The following is a 20,949-nucleotide window of genomic DNA, read 5'->3' as shown; positions in this document are numbered from 1 at the left end:
GGAGAGATAGAAATGCAATTTATGTTATCTGAAGAACATGAAATGATCCGTAAGATGGTGCGTGATTTTGCCAAAAATGAAGTAGAGCCTACAGCTGCAGAACGTGACGAAGAAGAGCGTTTTGACCGCGCAATTTTTGATCAGATGGGTGAACTTGGCCTTTGCGGAATTCCTTGGCCAGAAGAGTACGGCGGAATTGGCGGCGATTATTTAGGCTATGTGATAGCAGTTGAAGAACTATCACGTGTTTGCGCGTCAGTCGGTGTAACGCTATCTGCTCACACATCTCTTGCAGGATGGCCGATCTTTAAGTTTGGTAACGAAGAGCAAAAGCAAAAGTTCCTACGTCCGATGGCAGAAGGTAAGAAAATCGGAGCATACGGCTTAACAGAACCAGGATCCGGATCAGATGCAGGAAACATGAAAACAACAGCGAAAAAAGACGGCGATGACTATATCATTAACGGCTCAAAGATCTTCATCACGAATGCTGGAGACGCTGAGATCTATGTGGTGTTTGCGCGTACGGATATTGAAGCAGGATCAAGAGGAGTTTCTGCGTTCATCGTAGAAAAAGGAACACCAGGCTTTTCTTTCGGTAAAAAAGAAAAGAAACTCGGCATCCGTTCATCTCCAACATTAGAGATCATTTTTGAAGATTGCCGTGTACCAGCTGAAAACCTTCTAGGTAAAGAAGGAGAAGGCTTTAAGATTGCGATGATGACACTTGATGGCGGACGTAACGGAATCGCAGCTCAAGCGGTTGGAATCGCTCAAGGTGCACTAGATGCTTCCGTAAATTACGCAAAAGACCGCAAGCAGTTCGGTAAGCCGATCGGTGTAAACCAAGGAATCGGTTTTAAGCTTGCAGATATGGCAACAAAAGTGGAAGCGGCTCGCCTTTTAACGTATCAAGCGGCTTGGAGAGAGTCTGAAGGTCTTCCATACGGAAAAGAATCCGCAATGTCGAAGCTATTTGCTGGAGACATCGCCATGGAAGTAACGACAGACGCAGTTCAAGTGTTCGGCGGATACGGCTACACGAAAGAATATCCAGTAGAACGTTACATGCGTGATGCAAAAATTACGCAAATCTACGAAGGTACACAAGAAATTCAGCGTCTCGTTATTTCTAAGATGCTTTTAAAAGATTAAGAGCGTGCACTTTTGGGGATAGCTCTTTAGTCCGTTCTCTATGGTAGAGGTGGTCTTAAGAGGTCTCTGAGCTACTTATCCCTGAAATATTGCAGGTGATGTGTTCATAAAAGAGTATCCCTAAAAAGGGTTTTAATAACACCCTTGCAGTTGATTGGAGCGCAAGGTGCGAGACTCCTGCGGGACTGGCGGTCAGGTGAGACCCTTAAGGGCGCGAAGCGGCAAGGGGCTCACCGCCTGCCCCGCGGAAAGCGAGCATCCTGGAGCGGAAATCAACTCCCCCATTAAAAGGTTTTAAAAATTACTTTAGGAGGAAACCATGCATCTATTAGCACAGCGCATCCAGCAAAGAGAGGAACGTGCTCTCGCAAAAGCGATCACGCTTGCCGAGAACAACGGTGAAGACAAACTGGAGCTTTTAAAGAGCATCTACCCACAGCAAAAAGGCGCTCATTGGATCGGCATCACCGGTTCACCGGGTGCCGGGAAAAGCTCGCTCGTCAATCGTCTCATCTCTTTTTTGCGTAAAAAGAAGATGACTGTTGCAGTTGTTGCCGTTGATCCGACGAGTCCGTTCAGCGGCGGCTCTATTCTTGGAGACCGCGTAAGGATGGCTGACCATTTTACCGACCCTGGTGTGTTTATCCGAAGCATGGGGACGCGTGGCAGTCTCGGCGGCCTTTCACGGTCGACGAAAGAGACGGTAAGGCTGATGGATGCTTATGGTTTTGATGTGATTTTAATAGAGACGGTAGGAGTAGGGCAGTCTGAGCTCGATATTATGAAGCTAGCAGATTCGGTTGCAGTTGTATTGAACCCAGGTAGCGGAGATGTTGTTCAAGTGTTTAAGGCGGGAATCATGGAGATCGCGGATCTGTTCGTTGTGAACAAAGCGGATATGCCAGGGGTTCCGAAGCTTCTCGCAGAGATCGAAGCGATGCTTGATCTTGTGAAACACGACAGCCCGTACCGCCCGCCAGTGGTTCAGACGGTTTCTACTGAAAATAAAGGATTGCAAGAATTATGGGACTCTCTTCTAGCACACCGTGAATATCTAGATAAGAGCGGTGAAGGCAAGGAAAGAAAGCTTTCTAACCTGAAGCGTGAGGTGATGGAAGTGGTTCAGCATGAAATCTATCAGCAAGTGTTGAAACAAGAACAGAAAAATGGGTTCTCCTGGCTGGCCGACTTAGAATCAGGTACGACAGACCCTTATACAGCTGCAGAAAAGATTTTAATAAAACGATTGCAGCCGGCTGACGGGAAACAGAAATGAGGGAGGCCAATTGGGTAAGAAAGAAGTGCCGTCGCTCGTAAAAGATGAAAAGCTGATTCAGAGACGACGGGAAGAGATGGTGAAAGCGGCGGTCTCTCTGTTTAAAGAGAATGGGTTCCACCGCACGACAACCCGGGAGATCGCCAAAGCTTCTGGCTTCAGTATCGGCACACTCTACGAGTATATCCGGTCAAAAGAAGATATTCTCTATCTCGTCTGCGACAGCATCTATGACGGGGTAAAGCTGAGGCTGCAGCAGGATATCAATGGGGAAGATAGCGGGATTCAAGGTGTTGAACGTGCAATCTCTGCTTATTTTAAAGTGATGGACGACATGCAGGATGAGGTGCTCGTCATGTATCAAGAAGCAAAGTCACTTTCTCATGAAGCTCTTCCGTATGTGCTCAAAAAAGAGCTGGAGATGACGGCGATCTTTGAAGAACTGCTTTTTAAAGTGGTAAAGCAAGGTGAACTTCATTTAAGTGAAAAAGAAATACAGGCAGCAGCTCACAATATTTTGATCATTGGACAGATGTGGACGTTCAGACGCTGGGCGCTGCAGAAGATGTATACGTTAGAAGAATACACGGCATTACAGATTCAGCAATTGTTGTACGGCATAAAAGGAGCATAAGAAAGGATGAATGAAATGACTCAGACCGATATTTACAGGCCGAAAAATCCGGTTCGATTTGTAACCGCTTCCAGCCTTTTTGATGGTCATGATGCGTCGATTAACATCATGAGAAGAATCATTCAGTCGAACGGCTGTGAGGTGATTCACCTAGGACACAACCGTTCCGTAGATGAAGTGGTGAGTGCTGCCATTCAAGAGGATGTTCAAGGAATCGCGATCTCTTCTTATCAAGGCGGACACGTTGAGTATTTTAAATACATGATCGACCTATTAAAAGAACGCGGTGCAGGACATATCAAAGTCTTTGGAGGCGGCGGGGGCGTTATAATCCCACCTGAGATCAAAGAGCTGCATGCTTATGGCGTAACACGCATCTTTTCTCCTGAAGATGGAAGATTGCTAGGACTTCAAGGCATGATTAATAAGATGGTAGAAGAGTGTGATTTTCCGACGGTTACCTCTTTAACAGATGAGATCGAAAAAGTAGTAGAAAAAGACGTTCGCTCTGTTTCGCGTTTGATCACGTTAGCAGAAAATGTGAAGCAAGCGCCAGAAGAGATCGCAGCAACCGCTGAACAGACGTTAAACGAATTGAAAAGTCTGCAAAAACAAGTGCCGGTTCTTGGAATCACAGGAACAGGGGGAGCGGGGAAAAGTTCATTAACCGATGAGCTCGTTCGACGCTTCTTAAACGAGTGTGAAGACAAGACGATCGCGATCATCTCAATCGATCCGACCAAACAAAAAACAGGCGGAGCGCTTTTAGGTGACAGAATCCGAATGAACGCGATCTATCATCCACGTGTGTACATGCGTTCACTTGCTACACGTGGTTCACGTTCTGAGCTGTCCGATGCGATTAAGGACGCAATCGCAGTAACGAAAGCAGCTGGATTTGATCTAATCGTTGTTGAAACGAGCGGAATCGGCCAAGGGGACGCTGGGATTTCAGAAATCTCTGATGCTTCTCTATACGTGATGACGAGTGAGTTTGGTGCACCATCACAATTAGAGAAGATCGATATGATCGATTATGCAGATATTATTTCGATCAATAAGTTCGAGCGCAAAGGCTCTGAAGATGCACTTCGTGATGTAAAGAAGCAATATCAGCGTTCTCGCAACTGGTTTGATAAAGACCTTGATGAGATGCCGGTTTACGGAACGATCGCGAGTCAGTTTAACGATGCGGGCACGAACGTCCTTTTTTATCACTTGATGAAAGTGATCGAAGAAAAGTCAGGTATGGATTGGGGCATTCAACCTGCAGCAGAGGCGATGACCGCGAAAAAGAACGTCATCATACCAGGTGAACGTGCTCAGTACTTAAATGAGATCGCACAAACGGTTCGTAAATACCATGAAACGGTGAATGAGCAAGCGAAACTAGCTCGCAAGTCATTCCAGATTCAAGGTACGCTTGAAACAGTAAGAGAATACGACGCTGCAGGTGAAGAAGTAGAAACGTCGTTAAACAAAGCACTGGAAAAAGTTGAAGAGCAATTGTTGCCAACGACTTCAAAAATGCTCAAAGAATGGCCAGCGTTAAAAGAAATGTATAGCAAAAAAGAATTCGTAACGAAGATTCGTGATAAAGAAATCGTGACCGAGCTATCGACGAAAAGTCTTTCTGGTCTTGATATTCCAAAAGTGGCTCTTCCGAAGTTTGAAGACTGGGGAGACATTGTAAAGTGGATCATGAAAGAAAACGTTCCAGGTTCTTTCCCATATACAGCTGGGGTGTTTCCTTTTAAACGTAAAGGTGAAGATCCGAAGCGTCAGTTCGCTGGAGAAGGAACGCCTGAACGTACGAACCGCCGATTCCACTATCTATCAAAAGATGACGACGCAAAACGCTTGAGTACAGCGTTTGATTCAGTAACCCTTTACGGAGAAGATCCGGATCACCGTCCGGACATCTACGGAAAAGTCGGAGAGAGCGGTGTGAGCATCTGTACGCTCAACGACATGAAGAAGCTGTATGACGGCTTTGATCTGATCGCACCTTCTACATCTGTTTCAATGACGATCAACGGTCCGGCACCGATCATTCTCGCCATGTTCATGAACACGGCAATCGATCAGCAAGTGAAGATCTTTGCGGATACGAACGGCAGACAACCGAACGAAGCAGAGTACAGCGAGATTAAGGAGAAGACTCTTGCTTCTGTTCGTGGAACCGTTCAAGCAGACATCTTAAAAGAAGATCAAGGTCAGAACACGTGTATCTTCTCTACTGAATTCGCGCTTCGCATGATGGGAGATATTCAGCAATACTTTATCGACCACCAAGTGCGTAATTATTATTCGGTTTCGATCTCTGGCTACCATATCGCAGAAGCTGGTGCGAACCCGATCACTCAGCTCGCGTTTACACTTGCGAACGGCTTTACGTACGTTGAATATTATTTAAGCCGTGGAATGGATATTAACGCATTCGCGCCCAATCTATCGTTCTTCTTCTCAAACGGACTTGATCCAGAATATAGCGTAATCGGCCGTGTTGCTCGCCGAATCTGGGCTACGGTAATGCGTGATAAATACAAAGCGAACGAGCGCAGCCAGAAGCTGAAGTATCATATCCAAACATCTGGACGTTCACTTCACGCACAAGAGATTGATTTTAACGATATCAGAACGACGCTTCAAGCGTTGATGGCACTTTATGATAACTGCAACTCGCTTCACACGAACTCGTATGACGAAGCGATCACAACGCCAACGGAAGAATCCGTTCGCCGCGCGATGGCGATTCAGATGATCATTACAAAAGAGCTTGGTTTGGCTCGTAATGAGAACTCGCTTCAAGGTTCCTTTATTATTGAAGAGTTAACAGATCTTGTTGAAGAGATGGTTCTGCAAGAGTTCGAGCGCATGAACACAAGAGGCGGTGTGCTTGGTGCGATGGAAACGCAGTATCAGCGTGGAAAGATTCAAGAAGAATCGATGTATTATGAAATGAAAAAGCATGACGGATCGCTTCCGATCATCGGAGTAAACACATACCTCAATCCGAATACACCGTCAGAAGAAGAGTTCAATATGCAGCTTGCACGTGCGACAAAGGACGAAAAAGAACAGCAGATTCAGAATCTGAATGCGTTCCAAGAGTCAAGCAAAGACCAAGCGAGTGAAGCTCTTAAACGTTTAAAAAATGTTGCCTTATCCGGCGGAAACATTTTCGATGAGCTCATGCATACCGTAAAATTTGCAAGTCTCGGTCAGATCACGAGCGCCCTTTATGAAGTAGGTGGGAAGTATAGAAGAAACATGTAGTGTAAGAGGGAAGAGAGCCGTTTTGTGAACGGTTCTCTTTTCTTTGCGAGAGTTTTAAGAGAGTTAATTTCCGCTCTTTGAACTCGCTTTCCGCAGGGTGTGCGGTAAGCCCATTCGCCGCATTACGTCATTGAATGGTCTCACCTGTCCCACTCATCCTGCAGGAGTCTCGTCCTTTCGCTCCAATTAACTATTCGAGGAAGTATTCTCAAAGGTCTCTCTTAGTACTGGTATTTAGAAAGAGTCTTTTAGAAAAGGTTTTTAAAGCTGGTGACATTTCCTTTTTCAATTCTCACCATTTGCAAGTTGATTGGAGCAGAAGGTTGCGAGACTCCTGCGGGACAGGTGGGCAGTTCGAAAAGTGGAAGTGGCTCGTTCGGCCCCGACAAGCAAAAGGTGAATGGGCCAGGAAGGCGCACTTTGCCTTCTTGACCATTTAACTTTTGACCTCGAGGGGCTGGCCACTGCAACTAAACAGGTGAGACACTTAAGGGCGCGAAGCGGCAGTGGCTCACCGCCTGCCCCGCGGAAAGCGAGCAACCTGGAGCGGAAATCAACCTCTTTCAAAAGCACCGAAGCCCTACCTTACACCTTTTACAAAACCTTTTATGGAAAAAAGATAGATTACTACTGGCATATACCCATGGGATTTGTTTATAATGAAGAGTATGATTCTTCTAAAGAATGAGCACAATGTGTTGATATAAATGAGTGTGGAGAAGGAAAGGAAGTGCCGATGTGGCTATGCTGAACACGTACACGAAAGAACAAGTCGTTGAAATGTCAATGGTCGAAATCGCATTTGAAATTTTGCAGAATGCTAAGCAACCTGTACAATTCTATGATTTAGTAAAACAAATTGCTGAAATCAAAGGTTTGTCTAAAACTGCAGTTGAAAACCGAATTGCGTATTTTTACACAGATATGAATATTGACGGCCGATTCGTTTCATTAGGCGATAATAAATGGGGATTAAAAACGTGGTACCCAGTTGAGAGCTCTGAAGAGGAACTTGGTGCAACGAACAAACCAACAAAACGTAAAAAAGCGTCTGAAGATGACTATGACTTTGAAGAGGACTTCGATGATGAAGACTTCGATGAGTTAGAAGTAGAAGATGAGTTCGTTGATGAAGACGACGATCTTGCTGATGACGATGACGATGATGACGATGAAGAAGAAGAATTAGAATTCGATGAAGAAGATGAAGACTTCGACGAAGACGACGAAGATGAAGATGCAGATGAGGAAGAAAATCTGTAAGTCTTTGTGACTCATTAGAACCAGTGCCTTTTGGCGCTGGTTTTTGTTTTTTAGATGCAACTCGTGGATTGCAGGCAAAAACTTTTGGATTCAGGGCGGAAACTCGTGGATTAACGGCAAAAACTTTGGATTCAGAGCCTAAACTCGTGGATTGCAGGCCGAAACTCGCCGATTGCCTAGGCTGAGCGCCATTTCACAAGCTTGTCACACTAAAAAATGGATTCTCACAGATCATCTTGACATGGGCTCTATACTCGGGTAATATTCTTTTTGGGCTATTCCTGTATCTTTTATTTAAAAGACTAATTTTATATGATATCAAAAGCAAAAGTGCCCCCTAACCATAGGGGAAGTGTCTTTTGCTTTTTATTTTTTTACGGATGAGTCTGTGTACACTTCACGTACACCGCCTCTCCCGATAGTAGAAAAAGCGTTAAACGCACATACTTATTTTAGAAAATTTAGGGGGATTGAAAACATGGCAAAATATATTTTTGTTACAGGCGGTGTTGTTTCTTCTTTAGGAAAAGGAATCACTGCAGCATCATTAGGCCGTTTATTAAAAAACCGCGGAGTGAAAGTGACGACGCAAAAATTCGATCCTTACATCAACGTGGATCCAGGGACGATGAGCCCTTATCAGCATGGTGAAGTTTTCGTAACGGATGACGGTGCGGAAACGGACTTAGACTTAGGTCACTATGAGCGTTTTATCGATATTAACTTAAATAAATACAGCTCAGTAACGACTGGGAAAATCTATTCTACCGTTCTTAGAAAAGAGCGTCGCGGTGAGTATCTTGGCGGAACGGTTCAAGTTATTCCGCATATCACGAACGAGATCAAAGAACGTGTTTTCCGTGCTGGCCGTGAAACAAATGCAGATGTCGTGATCACAGAGATCGGCGGAACAGTTGGGGATATCGAGAGCTTACCGTTCCTAGAAGCGATCCGTCAGATCAAAAGTGATGTAGGCTCAGAAAATGTAATGTATATCCACTGTACACTGATTCCTTATATCCGTGCAGCAGGTGAGCTGAAGACGAAGCCAACACAACATAGTGTAAAAGAGCTTCGCAGCCTTGGTATTCAGCCGAACATCATCGTGGTTCGTACAGAGATGCCGGTTCCTCAAGAGATGAAAGACAAGATCGGTCTATTCTGCGACATCGATCCTAAAGCGGTTATCGAAGCTAGAGATGCAGATACGCTTTACCAAGTGCCGATCGATCTTCAAGAGCAGAAGATGGACGAGCTCGTTTGTAAACACCTTAAGCTTGAAACACACGAGCCGGATATGGCGGAGTGGAAAGAACTGATCAACCGCGTAACTAACTTAAAAGGAAAAGCGAAGATCGCGTTAGTCGGAAAATATGTAGCGTTACAAGATGCTTATATTTCTGTTGTTGAAGCGCTTCGTCATGCCGGTTATCAATTTGATACAGATATCGAGATCGATTGGATCAACTCCGAGAACGTGACAGCTGAAAACGTGCACGAACTTCTTCAAGATGCTGATGGTATCTTAGTTCCTGGTGGATTCGGTGATAGAGGGGTAGAAGGTAAGATTCTAGCTACTCAATATGCGCGTGAGAACAAAGTTCCTTTCTTAGGAATTTGTCTTGGTATGCAGCTTGCTTCCGTAGAGTTTGCTCGTAACGTCTTAGGACTTGATGGTGCGCACTCTGCAGAACTTATGCCTGGCACACCGTTCCCAGTTATCGATCTACTTCCTGAACAAAAGGATATCGAGGACCTAGGCGGTACACTACGTCTTGGGCTGTATCCGTGTAAGATTAAAGAAGATACAAAAGCGTTCGCAGCTTATAACGATGAAGTTGTTTACGAAAGACACCGTCACCGTTATGAGTTCAACAACGAATACCGTGAACAGATGGAAAAAGCAGGATTCATCTTCTCAGGAACATCTCCTGATGGACGTCTTGTTGAGATCATCGAGTTAGAAGATCATCCGTGGTTTGTTGCGTCACAGTTCCACCCAGAATTCACATCACGACCAACACGCCCGCAAGCACTATTCCGTGACTTTATCGGTGCAGTAACACAATTGAAGAACTAATTATGGCCGGCAGCTTCACTTTCTGAGTGGGAGCTGCCGTTTTTTTGCGTTTTATGTGATGTTTGTCTATTTTTATGTGATGAGCTCTAATTTTTATGTGATGGATTCCGATTTTTATGTGATTAACTATGCTTTTTATGTGATTGAGTTTTTATGGCGACTAGAAGTACATAATTTTAAAAGCCTGGCATACAGCCAGGCTTCATGTTATTCATCATATTCTTCTAAAATCTCTTCCGTCGTCAAAAATAAGGCGTAATACGCGAATAAAGCGGTCAATCCAGATGGAAAACCGAGTCGTGAGCCATCATCCAGGGGTACTAATCCGCGAACGGCCTTTGTATCGATCACGATATCGGCTAATTCCTCCACATTCACATCCATTTCAGCATCTTTTCGTCGTCCGCCGATCAAAATGACGTTGCAATCAACATTTTTACGTAATTCTGAACAAAGTGATACTGCTTCTTTGTCATCTAAAAAGCGCGAAGCCACTACTACACTATCGACGGGGAGCAGATCAGACAACGCTACATCTGAAAAATTAGCCCCGGCGCGAAATTTATTCTCTCCATACAGTGCTTCACTCACAACGGCTTTCATCTCATCAAAGCCTTTAAAATAGACTGTTCCTTCAGAAAGTACGCTTTGTGCCAACAAACGTGAAGCTTCTTCGATCGACTGTTCTTCTTTATCTGAAATGGATTTTAGCAATCCTGCAACTTGTGTTGAAAATATTTTTAACATGAAAAAGAACTCCTTACTTTTTTTCAAATCATCGTGTTTTTGTTTATTAATTTAGTATACTTAATTTAACAATACAAATCATCGGGAACAGCAGGAATTGGTATCCTCTGTCTCGAATGGTATAGGGACAATATGGTTTTGTAAAGAAACTCTAGATGAGGTGAGCAATAATGAGCGGGAAAATTTTAATTGTAGACGATCAGTATGGCATCAGAATTCTTTTGAACGAAATCTTTCAAAAAGAAGGTTATAAGACGTATCAGGCAGCGAACGGTGTACAAGCTCTTTCAATTGTGGAGAAGGACCGCCCTGATCTTGTCATTTTAGATATGAAGATTCCTGGAATGGATGGCTTAGAGATCCTTCGTCGTGTAAAAAAACATGATGAAACGATTCAAGTGATTATCATGACCGCTTATGGTGAGCTGGACATGATTCATGAGGCTATGAAGCTGGGAGCTATCACTCATTTTGCAAAACCTTTTGATATTGATGAGATTCGCGCAGCGGTTAGGAAAGAACTTCCATTAAACACGCCATCATCATAAAAGATTAAGAAATGCTGGTGTGTCGGCAATGATAGCGGTTACACCCCGAAAACGTTGATGTGTTGCGGTTTTCAGGCGATATTGGTATGCTATACTAGAATGAAATATGAGCATAATGAAATGTTTAGCAAGACGCCATGAAAGGTAAACTAAAGTGGCTTCTTTTTGCTGTGTATGCGCATTTCAGCAAATATACTATACAAAAATGTAGTTGGTCTGCTCGTGCCAATATCTAAGGAGGACATTACTATGCCTTTAGTTTCAATGAAAGAAATGCTTGAAAAAGCAAAAGCGGAAAATTATGCAGTTGGTCAATTCAACTTGAACAACCTTGAGTTCACTCAAGCGATCCTTAAAGCTGCTCAAGAAGAGAAATCTCCAGTAATTCTTGGTGTTTCTGAAGGTGCTGCTCGTTATATGGGCGGATTCAAACTTGTAGTAGCTATGGTTAAAGCTCTTATCGAAGAGTACAAAGTAACTGTACCTGTAGCGATCCACCTTGACCACGGTTCTAGCTACCAAAAGTGTGCTGAAGCGATTCATGCAGGCTTCACATCTGTAATGATCGACGGATCTCACCACCCATTAGAAGAGAATATCGCTCTTACTAAAAAAGTAGTTGAGCTTGCTCACTTCCACGGTGTTTCTGTTGAAGCAGAACTTGGCCGTATCGGTGGACAAGAAGATGATCTAGTTGTTGAAGATGCAGATGCAGCTTACGCGATTCCATCTGAGTGTGATCAACTTGTTCGTGAAACTGGTGTTGACTGCTTCGCGCCTGCACTAGGATCTGTTCACGGACCTTACAAAGGTGAGCCTAACTTAGGATTTGACCGCATGAAAGAAGTAATGGAACTAACTGGTGTACCTCTTGTACTTCATGGTGGTACTGGTATCCCAACAAAAGATATCCAAAAAGCAATTTCTTTAGGAACTGCTAAAATCAACGTAAACACAGAAAACCAAATTGCTTCTCACAAAGCAGTTAAAGAATACATCGGATCTAACCCAGACAAGTATGATCCTCGTAGCTACTTAACTGCAGCTCGTGATGCAATCCAAGCTACTGTAGCTGGAAAAATGCGTGAGTTTGGTTCTTCTAACAAAGCTTAATATAACCTTTCTCATGAAACCGCCTATACATCATAGGCGGTTTCATTTACACTATAAGAGTGCAAAAACACGATCCACGTATAGATAATAAAAGTATGATACGAAGTTTTGTAAGCGTAATCCTTCGTGTATGAAGACGAACATGTTATAAAAGAATATAAAAGATAGACATACTCAAAAAAACAGGAGTGATCATTTTTGAAATTCTTTATTGATACTGCAAACATTGATGATATTAAAGAAGCCTATGACCTGGGCATTTTATCTGGAGTAACGACGAACCCTTCTTTAGTCGCTAAAGAAAAAGGCGTTGATTTTCATGAAAGACTGAAGGAAATCACGAGCCTAGTCTCGGGTTCTGTTAGTGCTGAGGTGATCGGAACTTCTTATGAAGAAATGGTTTCAGAAGGTCGCGAACTAGCGAAAATCGCACCAAACATCACGGTAAAAGTTCCAATGACACTGGATGGATTAAAAGCGGTAAAAACGTTCTCTGATGAAAACATCAAAACAAACGTAACGCTTATTTTTAATGCAAACCAAGCCTTGCTTGCAGCTCGCGCAGGTGCAACGTATGTATCACCATTCTTAGGTCGTTTAGACGATATCGGTCAAGATGGCTTGGAGCTTGTTTCACAAGTGGCACAAATTTTTGCGATCCATGAGATTCCAACAGAGATCATCGCAGCATCGATCCGCCACCCTGTTCACGTAACAGAAGCGGCATTACGAGGCGCGCACATCGCAACAATTCCGCCAAACGTGATCAAAGGATTAGTAAAGCATCCACTAACAGATCAAGGGATCGAAAAATTCCTAGCTGACTGGGACGCTGCGAATAGAAAGTAATTGTAAACACTGCTTTTGGAAGTGGTTGATTTCCGTTACAGATGCTCGCTTTCCGTGGGGCAGGCCGTGAGCCACATTCGGACGTTTCACTCTTAAGTGTCTCACTTGTCTAGTTGCAGTGGCTAGACCCTCGAGGTCAAAAGTTAAATGGCTAAGAAGGCAAAGTGCGCCTTCAAATCCATTCACCTTTTGCTTGTCGGGTCTTAACGAGCCACTTCCACTTTTCGGACTGCCCGCCTGTCCCGCAGGAGTCTCGCATCTTTCACTCCAATCAACGATCATAGAAGACAAAATTTGAAAGTTACTTTCTTTTAGAAAAGTACGTCCTTTTAGATTTGTTTTTTCATCTTCATTGCAAGTTGATTGTAGCGGAAGGTTGCCGACTCCTATGGGACGAGTGGACTGGTGGAGACTCCTAATGGCGCAAAGCGGCAGGAGGCTCACCGTTCGCCCCATGGAAAGCGCGCAACCTGGAGCGGAAATCGACTACTCTCAAATAAAGCTACCTTAAACACTCAAATTTTCATACATGAAAAGAAAATATTGGTAAATAATAGTACTATCTAAAAAGGTAATGCAATCACAACTTTTGTGACTCTTACTGAAAGGAGTTTACCATGGAAAAACTGATGATTGAAGGGGGCTATCCTCTAGAAGGAACGGTCCATATAAGCGGAGCAAAAAACAGTGCGGTGGCTTTGATCCCCGCAACAATATTAGCAGAATCTACCGTTACCATTGAAGGTTTGCCTAACATATCAGACGTTCGTATTCTACGTGATCTGTTAGAGGAAATCGGAGGGGAAGCTTACCTGGATGAGAATCAGACTCTAACGGTTAACCCTGAAAAAATGATTGCGATGCCGCTGCCGAGCGGAAAAGTGAAAAAGCTTCGTGCTTCGTACTATTTGATGGGAGCGATGCTTGGCCGTTTCAAAAAAGCGGTCATTGGATTGCCAGGAGGCTGTAACCTAGGACCTCGTCCGATCGATCAGCACATCAAAGGCTTTGAAGCGTTAGGTGCAAAAGTAACGAACGAGCAAGGAGCGATCTATCTTCGCGCGGACGAGCTCGTTGGTGCAAAAATCTACTTAGACGTTGTTAGTGTTGGTGCGACCATCAATATCATGCTCGCAGCAGTAAGAGCAAAAGGCCAAACGATCATCGAAAACGCGGCTAAAGAACCTGAGATCATTGATGTGGCTACCCTTTTAACAAGCATGGGTGCCAAGATCAAAGGAGCAGGAACGGATGTTATTCGTATCGATGGTGTCGATGAGATGCATGGCTGCCGTCACTCGATCATACCTGACCGTATTGAAGCGGGAACATACATGATCCTAGCAGCATCTATGGGTCAGCAAGTATTGCTAGATAATGTGATTCCTCTACACTTAGAATCTCTCATTGCTAAATTGAGAGAGATGGGTGTATACATTGAAACAAAAGATGATCAAGTGCTCGTTTATCGTGGAAAAGATCCACTCAAGAGCGTTGACATCAAAACGCTCGTCTATCCAGGGTTTCCAACGGACCTTCAGCAACCGTTCACTTCACTTTTAACAAGCTCAGAAGGAACGAGCATTGTAACAGATACCATCTACAGTGCGCGTTTTAAACATATCGACGAACTTCGCCGTATGGGAGCGAATGTGAAAGTAGAAGGACGTTCTGCTATAATAAATGGGCCAGCCAAACTTGAAGGGGCAAAAGTGAAAGCTTCTGACCTTCGAGCAGGAGCAGCTCTTGTTGTAGCGGGTCTTATGGCTGAAGGTGTAACAGAGATCTCTGGTCTTGAGCATATCGATCGCGGCTATGAATCTTTAGTAGACAAGTTAAAAGGACTTGGAGCTAAGGTATGGCGTGAGAGCTTAGGTGCTGAAGAGTTGGAAGAGCTTAAGAATTCATAAGTTAAAACGAGAAATCACCATCACCTGGTGATTTTTCTTCAGGATAATTATGTAAGCGGTTAAAGTATGGGGAGGGAAACACACATGGAAAGAAGTTTATCGATGGAGCTTGTTCGTGTAACAGAGGCGGCAGCTCTTGCATCAGCACGTTGGATGGGAAGAGGAAAGAAAGACGAAGCGGACGATGCAGCAACAACTGCGATGCGTAACGTTTTTGATACGGTTCCGATGAAAGGGACAGTTGTGATTGGTGAAGGCGAGATGGATGAAGCTCCTATGCTTTATATCGGAGAAAAACTTGGGACAGGCTATGGTCCTCGTGTGGATGTTGCAGTAGATCCGTTAGAAGGAACGAACATCGTTGCATCTGGAACGTGGAACGCTTTAGCTGTTTTAGCGATTGCTGATCACGGAAACCTGCTTCATGCACCAGACATGTACATGGACAAGATTGCAGTTGGACGCGAAAGTGTTGGCAAGATTGACATTAACGCACCTGTTATCGATAACTTACGAGCAGTAGCAGAAGCGAAAAACAAGAATATCGAGGACTTGGTAGCAGTAATCCTAGACCGACCACGTCATGAGCAGATTATTCAAGATATTCGTGAAGCTGGTGCGCGTATCAAGCTGATTTCAGATGGCGATGTAGCAGCGGCGATCAATACGGCGTTTGACGATACCGGTGTTGATATTTTATTCGGTTCAGGAGGAGCTCCTGAAGGTGTAATCGCAGCTGTTGCATTAAAATGCCTTGGCGGAGAACTACAAGGTAAGCTGCTTCCTCAAAACGACGAAGAATTAGAACGCTGCAAACGCATGGGCATTGACGACGTTAATCGTGTATTGTACATGGACGACCTTGTAAAAGGGGACGACGCGATCTTTGCTGCAACAGGTGTTACAGACGGCGAGCTTTTAAAAGGAGTACGTTTTGACGGATCGACAGGTACAACGCAATCTGTTGTTATGCGTGCAAAGTCAGGAACCGTACGATTTATTGATGGAAGACACAGTTTGAAGAAGAAACCAGATCTTGTGATCAAACCATAAATAACGAGTGAGGCCGGACAACTTCGTCCGGTCTTTCCGTTACATTTATATGAATTAATCTTAGATTCAGTTGCAAAAGCTCGAGATGTATTGTAAATTCTCGTTAGAAGTGATTTACTTCTGAGTTTCTGTTGCTTGATTAAAGACCGAATATGTGGTTAAAATAAGAAGTATGATTCATTTTGTTCGATACATTTTCTTCATACCCACTAATACCCTTAACTTTCAAAGGAACTCCTTCCATTAAAAAAACCAAAACCAAACCAACAAAACAAACAAAAAAATCCCATCATAATTTTTAATAGATGTTTAGTTAGTTATTAATAGAAAAGCGTGGTGTCACTATGGGGATAGATTTAGCAACATTAGAGACAAAGAAATTAAAAGAGCTTTATGAGCTTGCCAAACAATATAATATTCAATATTACGGTAAATTAACAAAGCGTGAATTGATGTTTTCAATTTTGAAAGCACAAGCAGAACTTGATGGTTATTCATTCATGGAAGGTGTTTTGGAGATCATCCCGAACGAAGGATTCGGCTTCTTGCGTCCGATCAACTACTCACCGAGTTCTCAAGATATATACATCTCGGCTTCCCAGATCCGTCGATTCGATTTGAGAAACGGAGATAAAGTATCAGGGAAAGTTCGTCCTCCAAAGGAAAACGAACGCTATTATGGACTTTTACAAGTTAACGCGGTTAATGGTGAGGACCCTGAAACGGCAAAAGAGCGTGTGCATTTCCCTGCACTGACGGCTTTATATCCAGAAAAGAAAATGGTTATGGAGACAACAGGGAACAACATTTCAACGCGGATCATCGACATGATGGCGCCTGTTGGTTTTGGTCAGCGTGGTCTGATCGTCGCTCCTCCAAAAGCGGGTAAGACAAGCTTGCTAAAGGAAATCGCACATAGTGTGACGACGAACAACCCGCAAGTGGAGCTGATCGTCTTGCTTATCGATGAGCGTCCTGAGGAAGTAACAGATATCGAGCGTTCTGTTAAAGGAGACGTTGTAAGCTCAACGTTTGATGAAGTGCCAGAAAACCATATTAAAGTGGCAGAGCTTGTATTAGAGCGTGCCATGAGACTTGTTGAGCACAAAAAGGATGTTGTTATCCTGCTCGATAGCATCACTCGTCTGGCACGTGCATACAACCTTGTTATTCCGCCAAGCGGCCGTACACTATCTGGTGGTATCGACCCTGCTGCGTTCCACCGTCCGAAGCGTTTCTTCGGTGCTGCTCGTAACATCGAAGAAGGTGGGAGCTTAACGATCCTAGCAACGGCTCTAGTTGATACGGGATCTCGTATGGATGATGTGATCTACGAGGAGTTCAAAGGAACAGGAAACATGGAGCTTCACTTAGACCGTAAGCTGGCTGAGCGCCGTATTTTCCCTGCGATCGACATTCGCCGTTCTGGAACGAGAAAAGAAGAGATGCTTATCGCAAAGGATCATCTTGAGGCACTTTGGTCGATCCGTAAAACGATGGATGACTCGTTCGATTTCGTAGACAAGTTCATGAAACGCATGCGTAAAACGGAAAATAACGAAGAGTTTTTCGAGCTTTTTGAGAGTGAAAAAAAGGGAGCGCCAAAGCGAGCTAAACCCGTAACAAACTAACGAAAAAGTATGGTTGCAAATGGGTTTTGTCCCTGTTATACTATTTTTATGTGTTTATAACTCTGTCTCCGCATAGGAAACAGGGCAGAAGGAGTGGAATTAGAATGAAACAAGGAATTCATCCGAATTATAAAAAGGTTATCTTTGTTGACGCTCAAAGCGGATTTAGCTTCCTTTCAGGATCAACTTTGTCTTCAAGCGAGACAATGAAGTGGGAAGACGGTAACGAATATCCAGTAATTAAAGTGGATGTTAGTTCTGACACTCACCCGTTCTACACTGGCCGTCAGAAGTTCTCTGATGTTGGTGGACGTGTTGACCGCTTTAAGAAGAAATACAACCTTAAGTAATTTGTTGCAAGTAAAAGGGCAGGAGTCTTTCTTGCCCTTTTTTCTTTTGTATTTTATAGAAAACAAGAACTCGGTAACTGTTTTGATGGACCGGGTTTTTTATACGCCTTAAAAGGAGTAAAGCACTCCTGTAACGAACGTTTATGTATGGTAAAACATCATACATTTCGTACATACTAAGGAAAAGATTGTTGCGAAAGGGGGAGCAGGCCATGTATGTGATGAATCAAAATGGCTGGATCGAATTGATCTGCGGCAGCATGTTCTCTGGAAAATCAGAAGAACTTATTCGCCGCGTAAGAAGAGCGACGTATGCAAAGCAAAAAGTACAGGTGTTTAAGCCGCTTATCGATAACCGCTACAGCGAGGAATCGGTTGTGTCTCATAACGGAACCGCTGTTATGGCTGAACCAGTTGGACGTTCTGTTGAGATCTTAAAAAACGTATTGCCTGAAACCGAAGTCGTAGCGATCGACGAAGTGCAATTCTTTGATGAAGATATCATTCCGGTTGCTCAAGAATTAGCGGATCAAGGAATGCGCGTTATCGTTGCTGGACTAGATCAGGACTTTAAAGGCGAGCCGTTTGGACCCGTTCCAAAGATGATGGCTCTTGCTGAACATGTGACAAAGCTTCAAGCAATCTGCATGGTTTGCGGATCACCTGCGAGCCGTACACAGCGTTTGATCGATAACAGACCTGCTTCTTACGATGATCCAGTGATCTTAGTGGGAGCATCGGAGTCTTATGAGCCGCGCTGCCGCCATTGTCATGAAGTACCAGGAAAAAAAAGAAACCTCCTATCAAGCGCAGAGGGCTTAGAAGGTCGGTTGAAATAATATAGTGTGATCTGATTAGATATAGTCCGGGAGCTTTGTGCTCTCGGGCTTTTTTTGACGTTGGTGGTGCTTGCGGAAGGCAGCATTCAGTTGGAGTGGAGTCGAAACATGTCGTGGTGTGTCGACTCGTGGATAAATGGCCAAAACTTGTGGATTGAACGAAGAAATTTATGGATTGAAGGCCAAAACTTGTGGATTCAAGCTCCAAACTTGTAGATTCATCGCTACCTTTGACAATCATCCAGCCTAAAAACGTCTACCAACTTAACATAATCACCTCCTAAACAGGAAATCCTAACGATATGGGAGGTGTTTATAGTGAAAAAGGCAATCTATGCGCCGCTTTTAGCACTATTGGTAACAACAGCATGTTCACCTATGCAGTCTTATAAAGAAGAAGGGGCTAAAATTGAGCCTGCCGCTCATGAAGATAAACGGGATATTCGGGATAACCTGTTTGGTCATGGGATTATCAATTACCACCTAACCAAAAACGAACCACGAAACAACTACAGCTATGACACCAATATGAATCCAAATGATTATCGGACGATGAATACCACACGATTTGATCTTTCCGATGATCAAGATATGATTCGTCAGGCTGTTATTGATTCATCTGGGATCAATCCGCAGATGGTCACAGTAAACGGAAATTATGCACACATTCATGTGAATGTGCCGCATGATATGTCCAAGAAAGAACGGGCAGCTACGCATCGTAAAATTATGAACGCTGTAGAACGAGCAGTTCCACGATACAATTTCTCATTAAAAATCGATCATTAATGTGGGAAATAAAATGGGAAATGGGGTCAGACCCCATTTCCCATTTTATTTCCCAAGTCTTCGAGATGCTTGCTGGATAGGATCCCATGACCCATTATAAGGAGGAGCGTATGCTAAATCCAAATCTGCCAATTCCTCTACATCCATCTCATGATAAAGTGCTGTTGCGAGGACGTCGATCCGTTTATCTACGCCTTCTTCACCGACAATTTGTGCACCTAGTAATTTCTCTGTTTCTTTGTGATACGTTAATTTTATTTCTAACTTCTTTGGATTAGGATAATAACCGGCATGACTTTTCGAAGTAATCTTGATCTCTGCAAAAGGAATGTTCAGTTTTTCTGCTTCTTTATTCGATAATCCAGTTTTTCCTAGTGTTAGGTCCATGAATTGGATGATGGACGTTCCGACGATTCCTTTAAACGGTTTCTTTACACCCACCATGTTTAATCCGGCAATCCGCCCTTGCTTATTTGCTGTTGTTCCAAGTGGAATATGATCATTTAGTTTTTTTACACGGTGATAGTGAGTCGCACAATCACCAGCGGCATACACACCGTCCACACTCGTTTCCATCGACTCATTTACGACGACAACTCCCTGTTCATTGAGTGCCACGTCCGTTTCTTTTAAAAAGCCTGTGTTGGGTGACACACCGACTGACACGATTACAAGGTCTGTTGGATAATCTTTTTTAGCTGTTTTTACGAATTGAACGTGATCGTCGCCTTTAAAACCGAGCACTTCTTCTTCTAAACAAAGTTCGATCCCATGTTTCTCTGCTTCTTCATGGATGAATGGAGCAAAATCAGGATCAAAGATATTTCCAAGCTGATTGCTGCGCTGGATGATACGTACCTTTTTACCGAGTCTTAGTACGTTTTCGGCCATCTCAAGACCGATGTATCCTCCACCGATGATGGTTACGTGTTGAACATTTTTTAACCCAGCCATGAGATTCTCGGCATCAGGAATCGTCTTAAGCGGATAGATTCCCTGTAGATGCAATCCTGTCCATTGCTTCGGTATGATCGGACTAACCCCTGTCGCAACTAAGAGCTTATCATAAGGCACCTCAAACGATTGCCCTGTCTTCGTATGTATACCAGTCACTTTTTTAGAGTTGGTATCTATAGCTTTTACTTCGTGAAACGTACGAGCATCCATGCCGTATTTTTCCCGGAACGTCTCAATACTGCGAGCGATAAGTTCATCAGTAGAAGGGATGAGCCCGCCTACTACATAAGGAAGTCCACATTGTCCATAAGAATAGATACCGCCTTTTTCAAGAACGGTTATGTTAGCATCTTTTTCATTTCGAACAATCTGCATAGCGGCACTCATACCAGCCGCATCTCCACCAATAATGCAATATTTCATCTGATCAGCTCCTTACGTCTCTCTAACCATATAGTATTCCCATTGTTGCGAAA

Annotated in this window: 19 protein-coding genes; 16 read left to right on the top strand and 3 right to left on the bottom strand. The window is 43.7% G+C overall.

Going from position 1 to position 20,949, the window contains the following annotated elements; all coding sequences use genetic code 11:
* The first annotated feature begins 12 nt into the window (after positions 1-12).
* The 7 genes from IHV12_RS05960 (at position 13) to IHV12_RS05930 (ending at position 9,687) form a co-directional block, all read left to right on the top strand.
* Positions 13-1,155, top strand: a complete 1,143-nt coding sequence (locus IHV12_RS05960; RefSeq protein WP_066399058.1) for an acyl-CoA dehydrogenase — start codon at positions 13-15, stop codon at positions 1,153-1,155.
* A 319-nt stretch (positions 1,156-1,474) separates the two neighbouring features.
* Positions 1,475-2,431, top strand: a complete 957-nt coding sequence (gene meaB, locus IHV12_RS05955) for a methylmalonyl Co-A mutase-associated GTPase MeaB (RefSeq protein WP_197190189.1) — start codon at positions 1,475-1,477, stop codon at positions 2,429-2,431.
* 10 nt (positions 2,432-2,441) lie between these two features.
* A complete protein-coding gene (locus tag IHV12_RS05950) occupies positions 2,442-3,065 on the top strand; it encodes a TetR/AcrR family transcriptional regulator (protein ID WP_197190188.1) in 624 nt (207 codons plus the stop codon).
* 15 nt (positions 3,066-3,080) lie between these two features.
* Positions 3,081-6,344 (top strand): fused isobutyryl-CoA mutase/GTPase IcmF, encoded by a 3,264-nt coding sequence (gene icmF / locus IHV12_RS05945; RefSeq protein ID WP_197190377.1) that lies wholly within the window; start codon positions 3,081-3,083, stop codon positions 6,342-6,344.
* A gap of 400 nt (positions 6,345-6,744) precedes the next feature.
* The gene (locus IHV12_RS05940; RefSeq protein WP_197190187.1) at positions 6,745-7,032 is read left to right on the top strand and encodes a hypothetical protein; all 288 of its coding nucleotides are present in this window, start codon (positions 6,745-6,747) and stop codon (positions 7,030-7,032) included.
* A 56-nt stretch (positions 7,033-7,088) separates the two neighbouring features.
* Complete coding sequence (gene rpoE, locus IHV12_RS05935; RefSeq protein WP_197129867.1) at positions 7,089-7,607, top strand: DNA-directed RNA polymerase subunit delta; 519 nt, start codon at positions 7,089-7,091, stop codon at positions 7,605-7,607.
* 478 nt (positions 7,608-8,085) lie between these two features.
* Entirely contained in the window at positions 8,086-9,687 is a 1,602-nt protein-coding gene (locus tag IHV12_RS05930; RefSeq protein WP_144696861.1) for a CTP synthase, read from the top strand.
* A gap of 207 nt (positions 9,688-9,894) precedes the next feature.
* On the opposite strand, the gene IHV12_RS05925 is transcribed toward IHV12_RS05930, so the two are convergent.
* On the bottom strand, positions 9,895-10,434 hold the full coding sequence (locus IHV12_RS05925) for a DUF2529 family protein (protein WP_197190186.1): 540 nt from the start codon (positions 10,432-10,434) through the stop codon (positions 9,895-9,897).
* Positions 10,435-10,601: 167 nt separating this feature from the next.
* On the opposite strand from IHV12_RS05925, the gene IHV12_RS05920 reads away from it, so the two are divergent.
* From IHV12_RS05920 to fsa, 3 genes are all read left to right on the top strand, one after another.
* On the top strand, positions 10,602-10,982 hold the full coding sequence (locus IHV12_RS05920; protein WP_171005594.1) for a response regulator: 381 nt from the start codon (positions 10,602-10,604) through the stop codon (positions 10,980-10,982).
* A gap of 249 nt (positions 10,983-11,231) precedes the next feature.
* On the top strand, positions 11,232-12,095 hold the full coding sequence (gene fba, locus IHV12_RS05915) for a class II fructose-1,6-bisphosphate aldolase (protein ID WP_066399034.1): 864 nt from the start codon (positions 11,232-11,234) through the stop codon (positions 12,093-12,095).
* Between the two features lie 198 nt (positions 12,096-12,293).
* Positions 12,294-12,944, top strand: coding sequence for a fructose-6-phosphate aldolase (gene fsa / locus IHV12_RS05910; protein ID WP_197128276.1), 651 nt, complete (start codon positions 12,294-12,296; stop codon positions 12,942-12,944).
* Here fsa and IHV12_RS05905 read toward each other — a convergent pair.
* On the bottom strand, positions 12,912-13,400 hold the full coding sequence (locus IHV12_RS05905; protein WP_197190185.1) for a hypothetical protein: 489 nt from the start codon (positions 13,398-13,400) through the stop codon (positions 12,912-12,914). The two genes, fsa and IHV12_RS05905, sit on opposite strands and share 33 nt — an antisense overlap.
* A 161-nt stretch (positions 13,401-13,561) precedes the next feature.
* Here IHV12_RS05905 and IHV12_RS05900 point away from each other — a divergent pair, with 161 nt between their 5' ends.
* From IHV12_RS05900 to IHV12_RS05875, 6 genes are all read left to right on the top strand, one after another.
* Positions 13,562-14,854 carry a UDP-N-acetylglucosamine 1-carboxyvinyltransferase gene (locus IHV12_RS05900; RefSeq protein WP_197128278.1) on the top strand — a complete coding sequence of 431 codons (1,293 nt, stop codon included), beginning with the start codon at positions 13,562-13,564 and terminating at the stop codon, positions 14,852-14,854.
* An 84-nt stretch (positions 14,855-14,938) separates the two neighbouring features.
* Complete coding sequence (gene glpX, locus IHV12_RS05895; RefSeq protein WP_066244703.1) at positions 14,939-15,907, top strand: class II fructose-bisphosphatase; 969 nt, start codon at positions 14,939-14,941, stop codon at positions 15,905-15,907.
* A 344-nt stretch (positions 15,908-16,251) separates the two neighbouring features.
* Positions 16,252-17,538, top strand: coding sequence for a transcription termination factor Rho (rho, locus tag IHV12_RS05890; RefSeq protein WP_197128279.1), 1,287 nt, complete (start codon positions 16,252-16,254; stop codon positions 17,536-17,538).
* Positions 17,539-17,642: 104 nt separating this feature from the next.
* Positions 17,643-17,888 (top strand): type B 50S ribosomal protein L31, encoded by a 246-nt coding sequence (locus IHV12_RS05885; protein WP_066399025.1) that lies wholly within the window; start codon positions 17,643-17,645, stop codon positions 17,886-17,888.
* 212 nt (positions 17,889-18,100) lie between these two features.
* On the top strand, positions 18,101-18,727 hold the full coding sequence (locus IHV12_RS05880) for a thymidine kinase (protein WP_197128280.1): 627 nt from the start codon (positions 18,101-18,103) through the stop codon (positions 18,725-18,727).
* A gap of 318 nt (positions 18,728-19,045) precedes the next feature.
* A complete protein-coding gene (locus IHV12_RS05875) occupies positions 19,046-19,516 on the top strand; it encodes a hypothetical protein (protein WP_197128281.1) in 471 nt (156 codons plus the stop codon).
* Positions 19,517-19,561: 45 nt separating this feature from the next.
* Here the strand turns inward: IHV12_RS05875 and IHV12_RS05870 are convergent, their stop codons facing one another.
* On the bottom strand, positions 19,562-20,896 hold the full coding sequence (locus IHV12_RS05870) for an FAD-dependent oxidoreductase (RefSeq protein ID WP_197190184.1): 1,335 nt from the start codon (positions 20,894-20,896) through the stop codon (positions 19,562-19,564).
* Positions 20,897-20,949: the final 53 nt, after the last annotated feature.

The organism is Fictibacillus sp. 7GRE50 (genome assembly GCF_015903875.1).
In the GTDB taxonomy this organism is placed as follows: domain Bacteria; phylum Bacillota; class Bacilli; order Bacillales; family Fictibacillaceae; genus Fictibacillus; species Fictibacillus phosphorivorans.
This window is presented reverse-complemented; position numbering and strand designations above follow the sequence as displayed.

What these genes read in the sequence shown, in the direction of transcription:
- meaB (WP_197190189.1), top strand. Translation starts at nt 1,475, where the DNA reads ATGCATCTATTAGCACAGCGCATCCAGCAAAGAGAGGAACGTGCTCTC.
- fba (WP_066399034.1), top strand. Translation starts at nt 11,232, where the DNA reads ATGCCTTTAGTTTCAATGAAAGAAATGCTTGAAAAAGCAAAAGCGGAA.
- IHV12_RS05880 (WP_197128280.1), top strand. Translation starts at nt 18,101, where the DNA reads ATGTATGTGATGAATCAAAATGGCTGGATCGAATTGATCTGCGGCAGC.
- IHV12_RS05925 (WP_197190186.1), bottom strand. Translation starts at nt 10,434, where the DNA reads ATGTTAAAAATATTTTCAACACAAGTTGCAGGATTGCTAAAATCCATT.
- IHV12_RS05930 (WP_144696861.1), top strand. Translation starts at nt 8,086, where the DNA reads ATGGCAAAATATATTTTTGTTACAGGCGGTGTTGTTTCTTCTTTAGGA.
- IHV12_RS05905 (WP_197190185.1), bottom strand. Translation starts at nt 13,400, where the DNA reads ATGGGGCGAACGGTGAGCCTCCTGCCGCTTTGCGCCATTAGGAGTCTC.
- IHV12_RS05900 (WP_197128278.1), top strand. Translation starts at nt 13,562, where the DNA reads ATGGAAAAACTGATGATTGAAGGGGGCTATCCTCTAGAAGGAACGGTC.
- IHV12_RS05940 (WP_197190187.1), top strand. Translation starts at nt 6,745, where the DNA reads ATGGGCCAGGAAGGCGCACTTTGCCTTCTTGACCATTTAACTTTTGAC.
- IHV12_RS05960 (WP_066399058.1), top strand. Translation starts at nt 13, where the DNA reads ATGCAATTTATGTTATCTGAAGAACATGAAATGATCCGTAAGATGGTG.
- IHV12_RS05870 (WP_197190184.1), bottom strand. Translation starts at nt 20,896, where the DNA reads ATGAAATATTGCATTATTGGTGGAGATGCGGCTGGTATGAGTGCCGCT.
- IHV12_RS05885 (WP_066399025.1), top strand. Translation starts at nt 17,643, where the DNA reads ATGAAACAAGGAATTCATCCGAATTATAAAAAGGTTATCTTTGTTGAC.
- glpX (WP_066244703.1), top strand. Translation starts at nt 14,939, where the DNA reads ATGGAAAGAAGTTTATCGATGGAGCTTGTTCGTGTAACAGAGGCGGCA.
- rpoE (WP_197129867.1), top strand. Translation starts at nt 7,089, where the DNA reads ATGCTGAACACGTACACGAAAGAACAAGTCGTTGAAATGTCAATGGTC.
- icmF (WP_197190377.1), top strand. Translation starts at nt 3,081, where the DNA reads ATGACTCAGACCGATATTTACAGGCCGAAAAATCCGGTTCGATTTGTA.
- rho (WP_197128279.1), top strand. Translation starts at nt 16,252, where the DNA reads ATGGGGATAGATTTAGCAACATTAGAGACAAAGAAATTAAAAGAGCTT.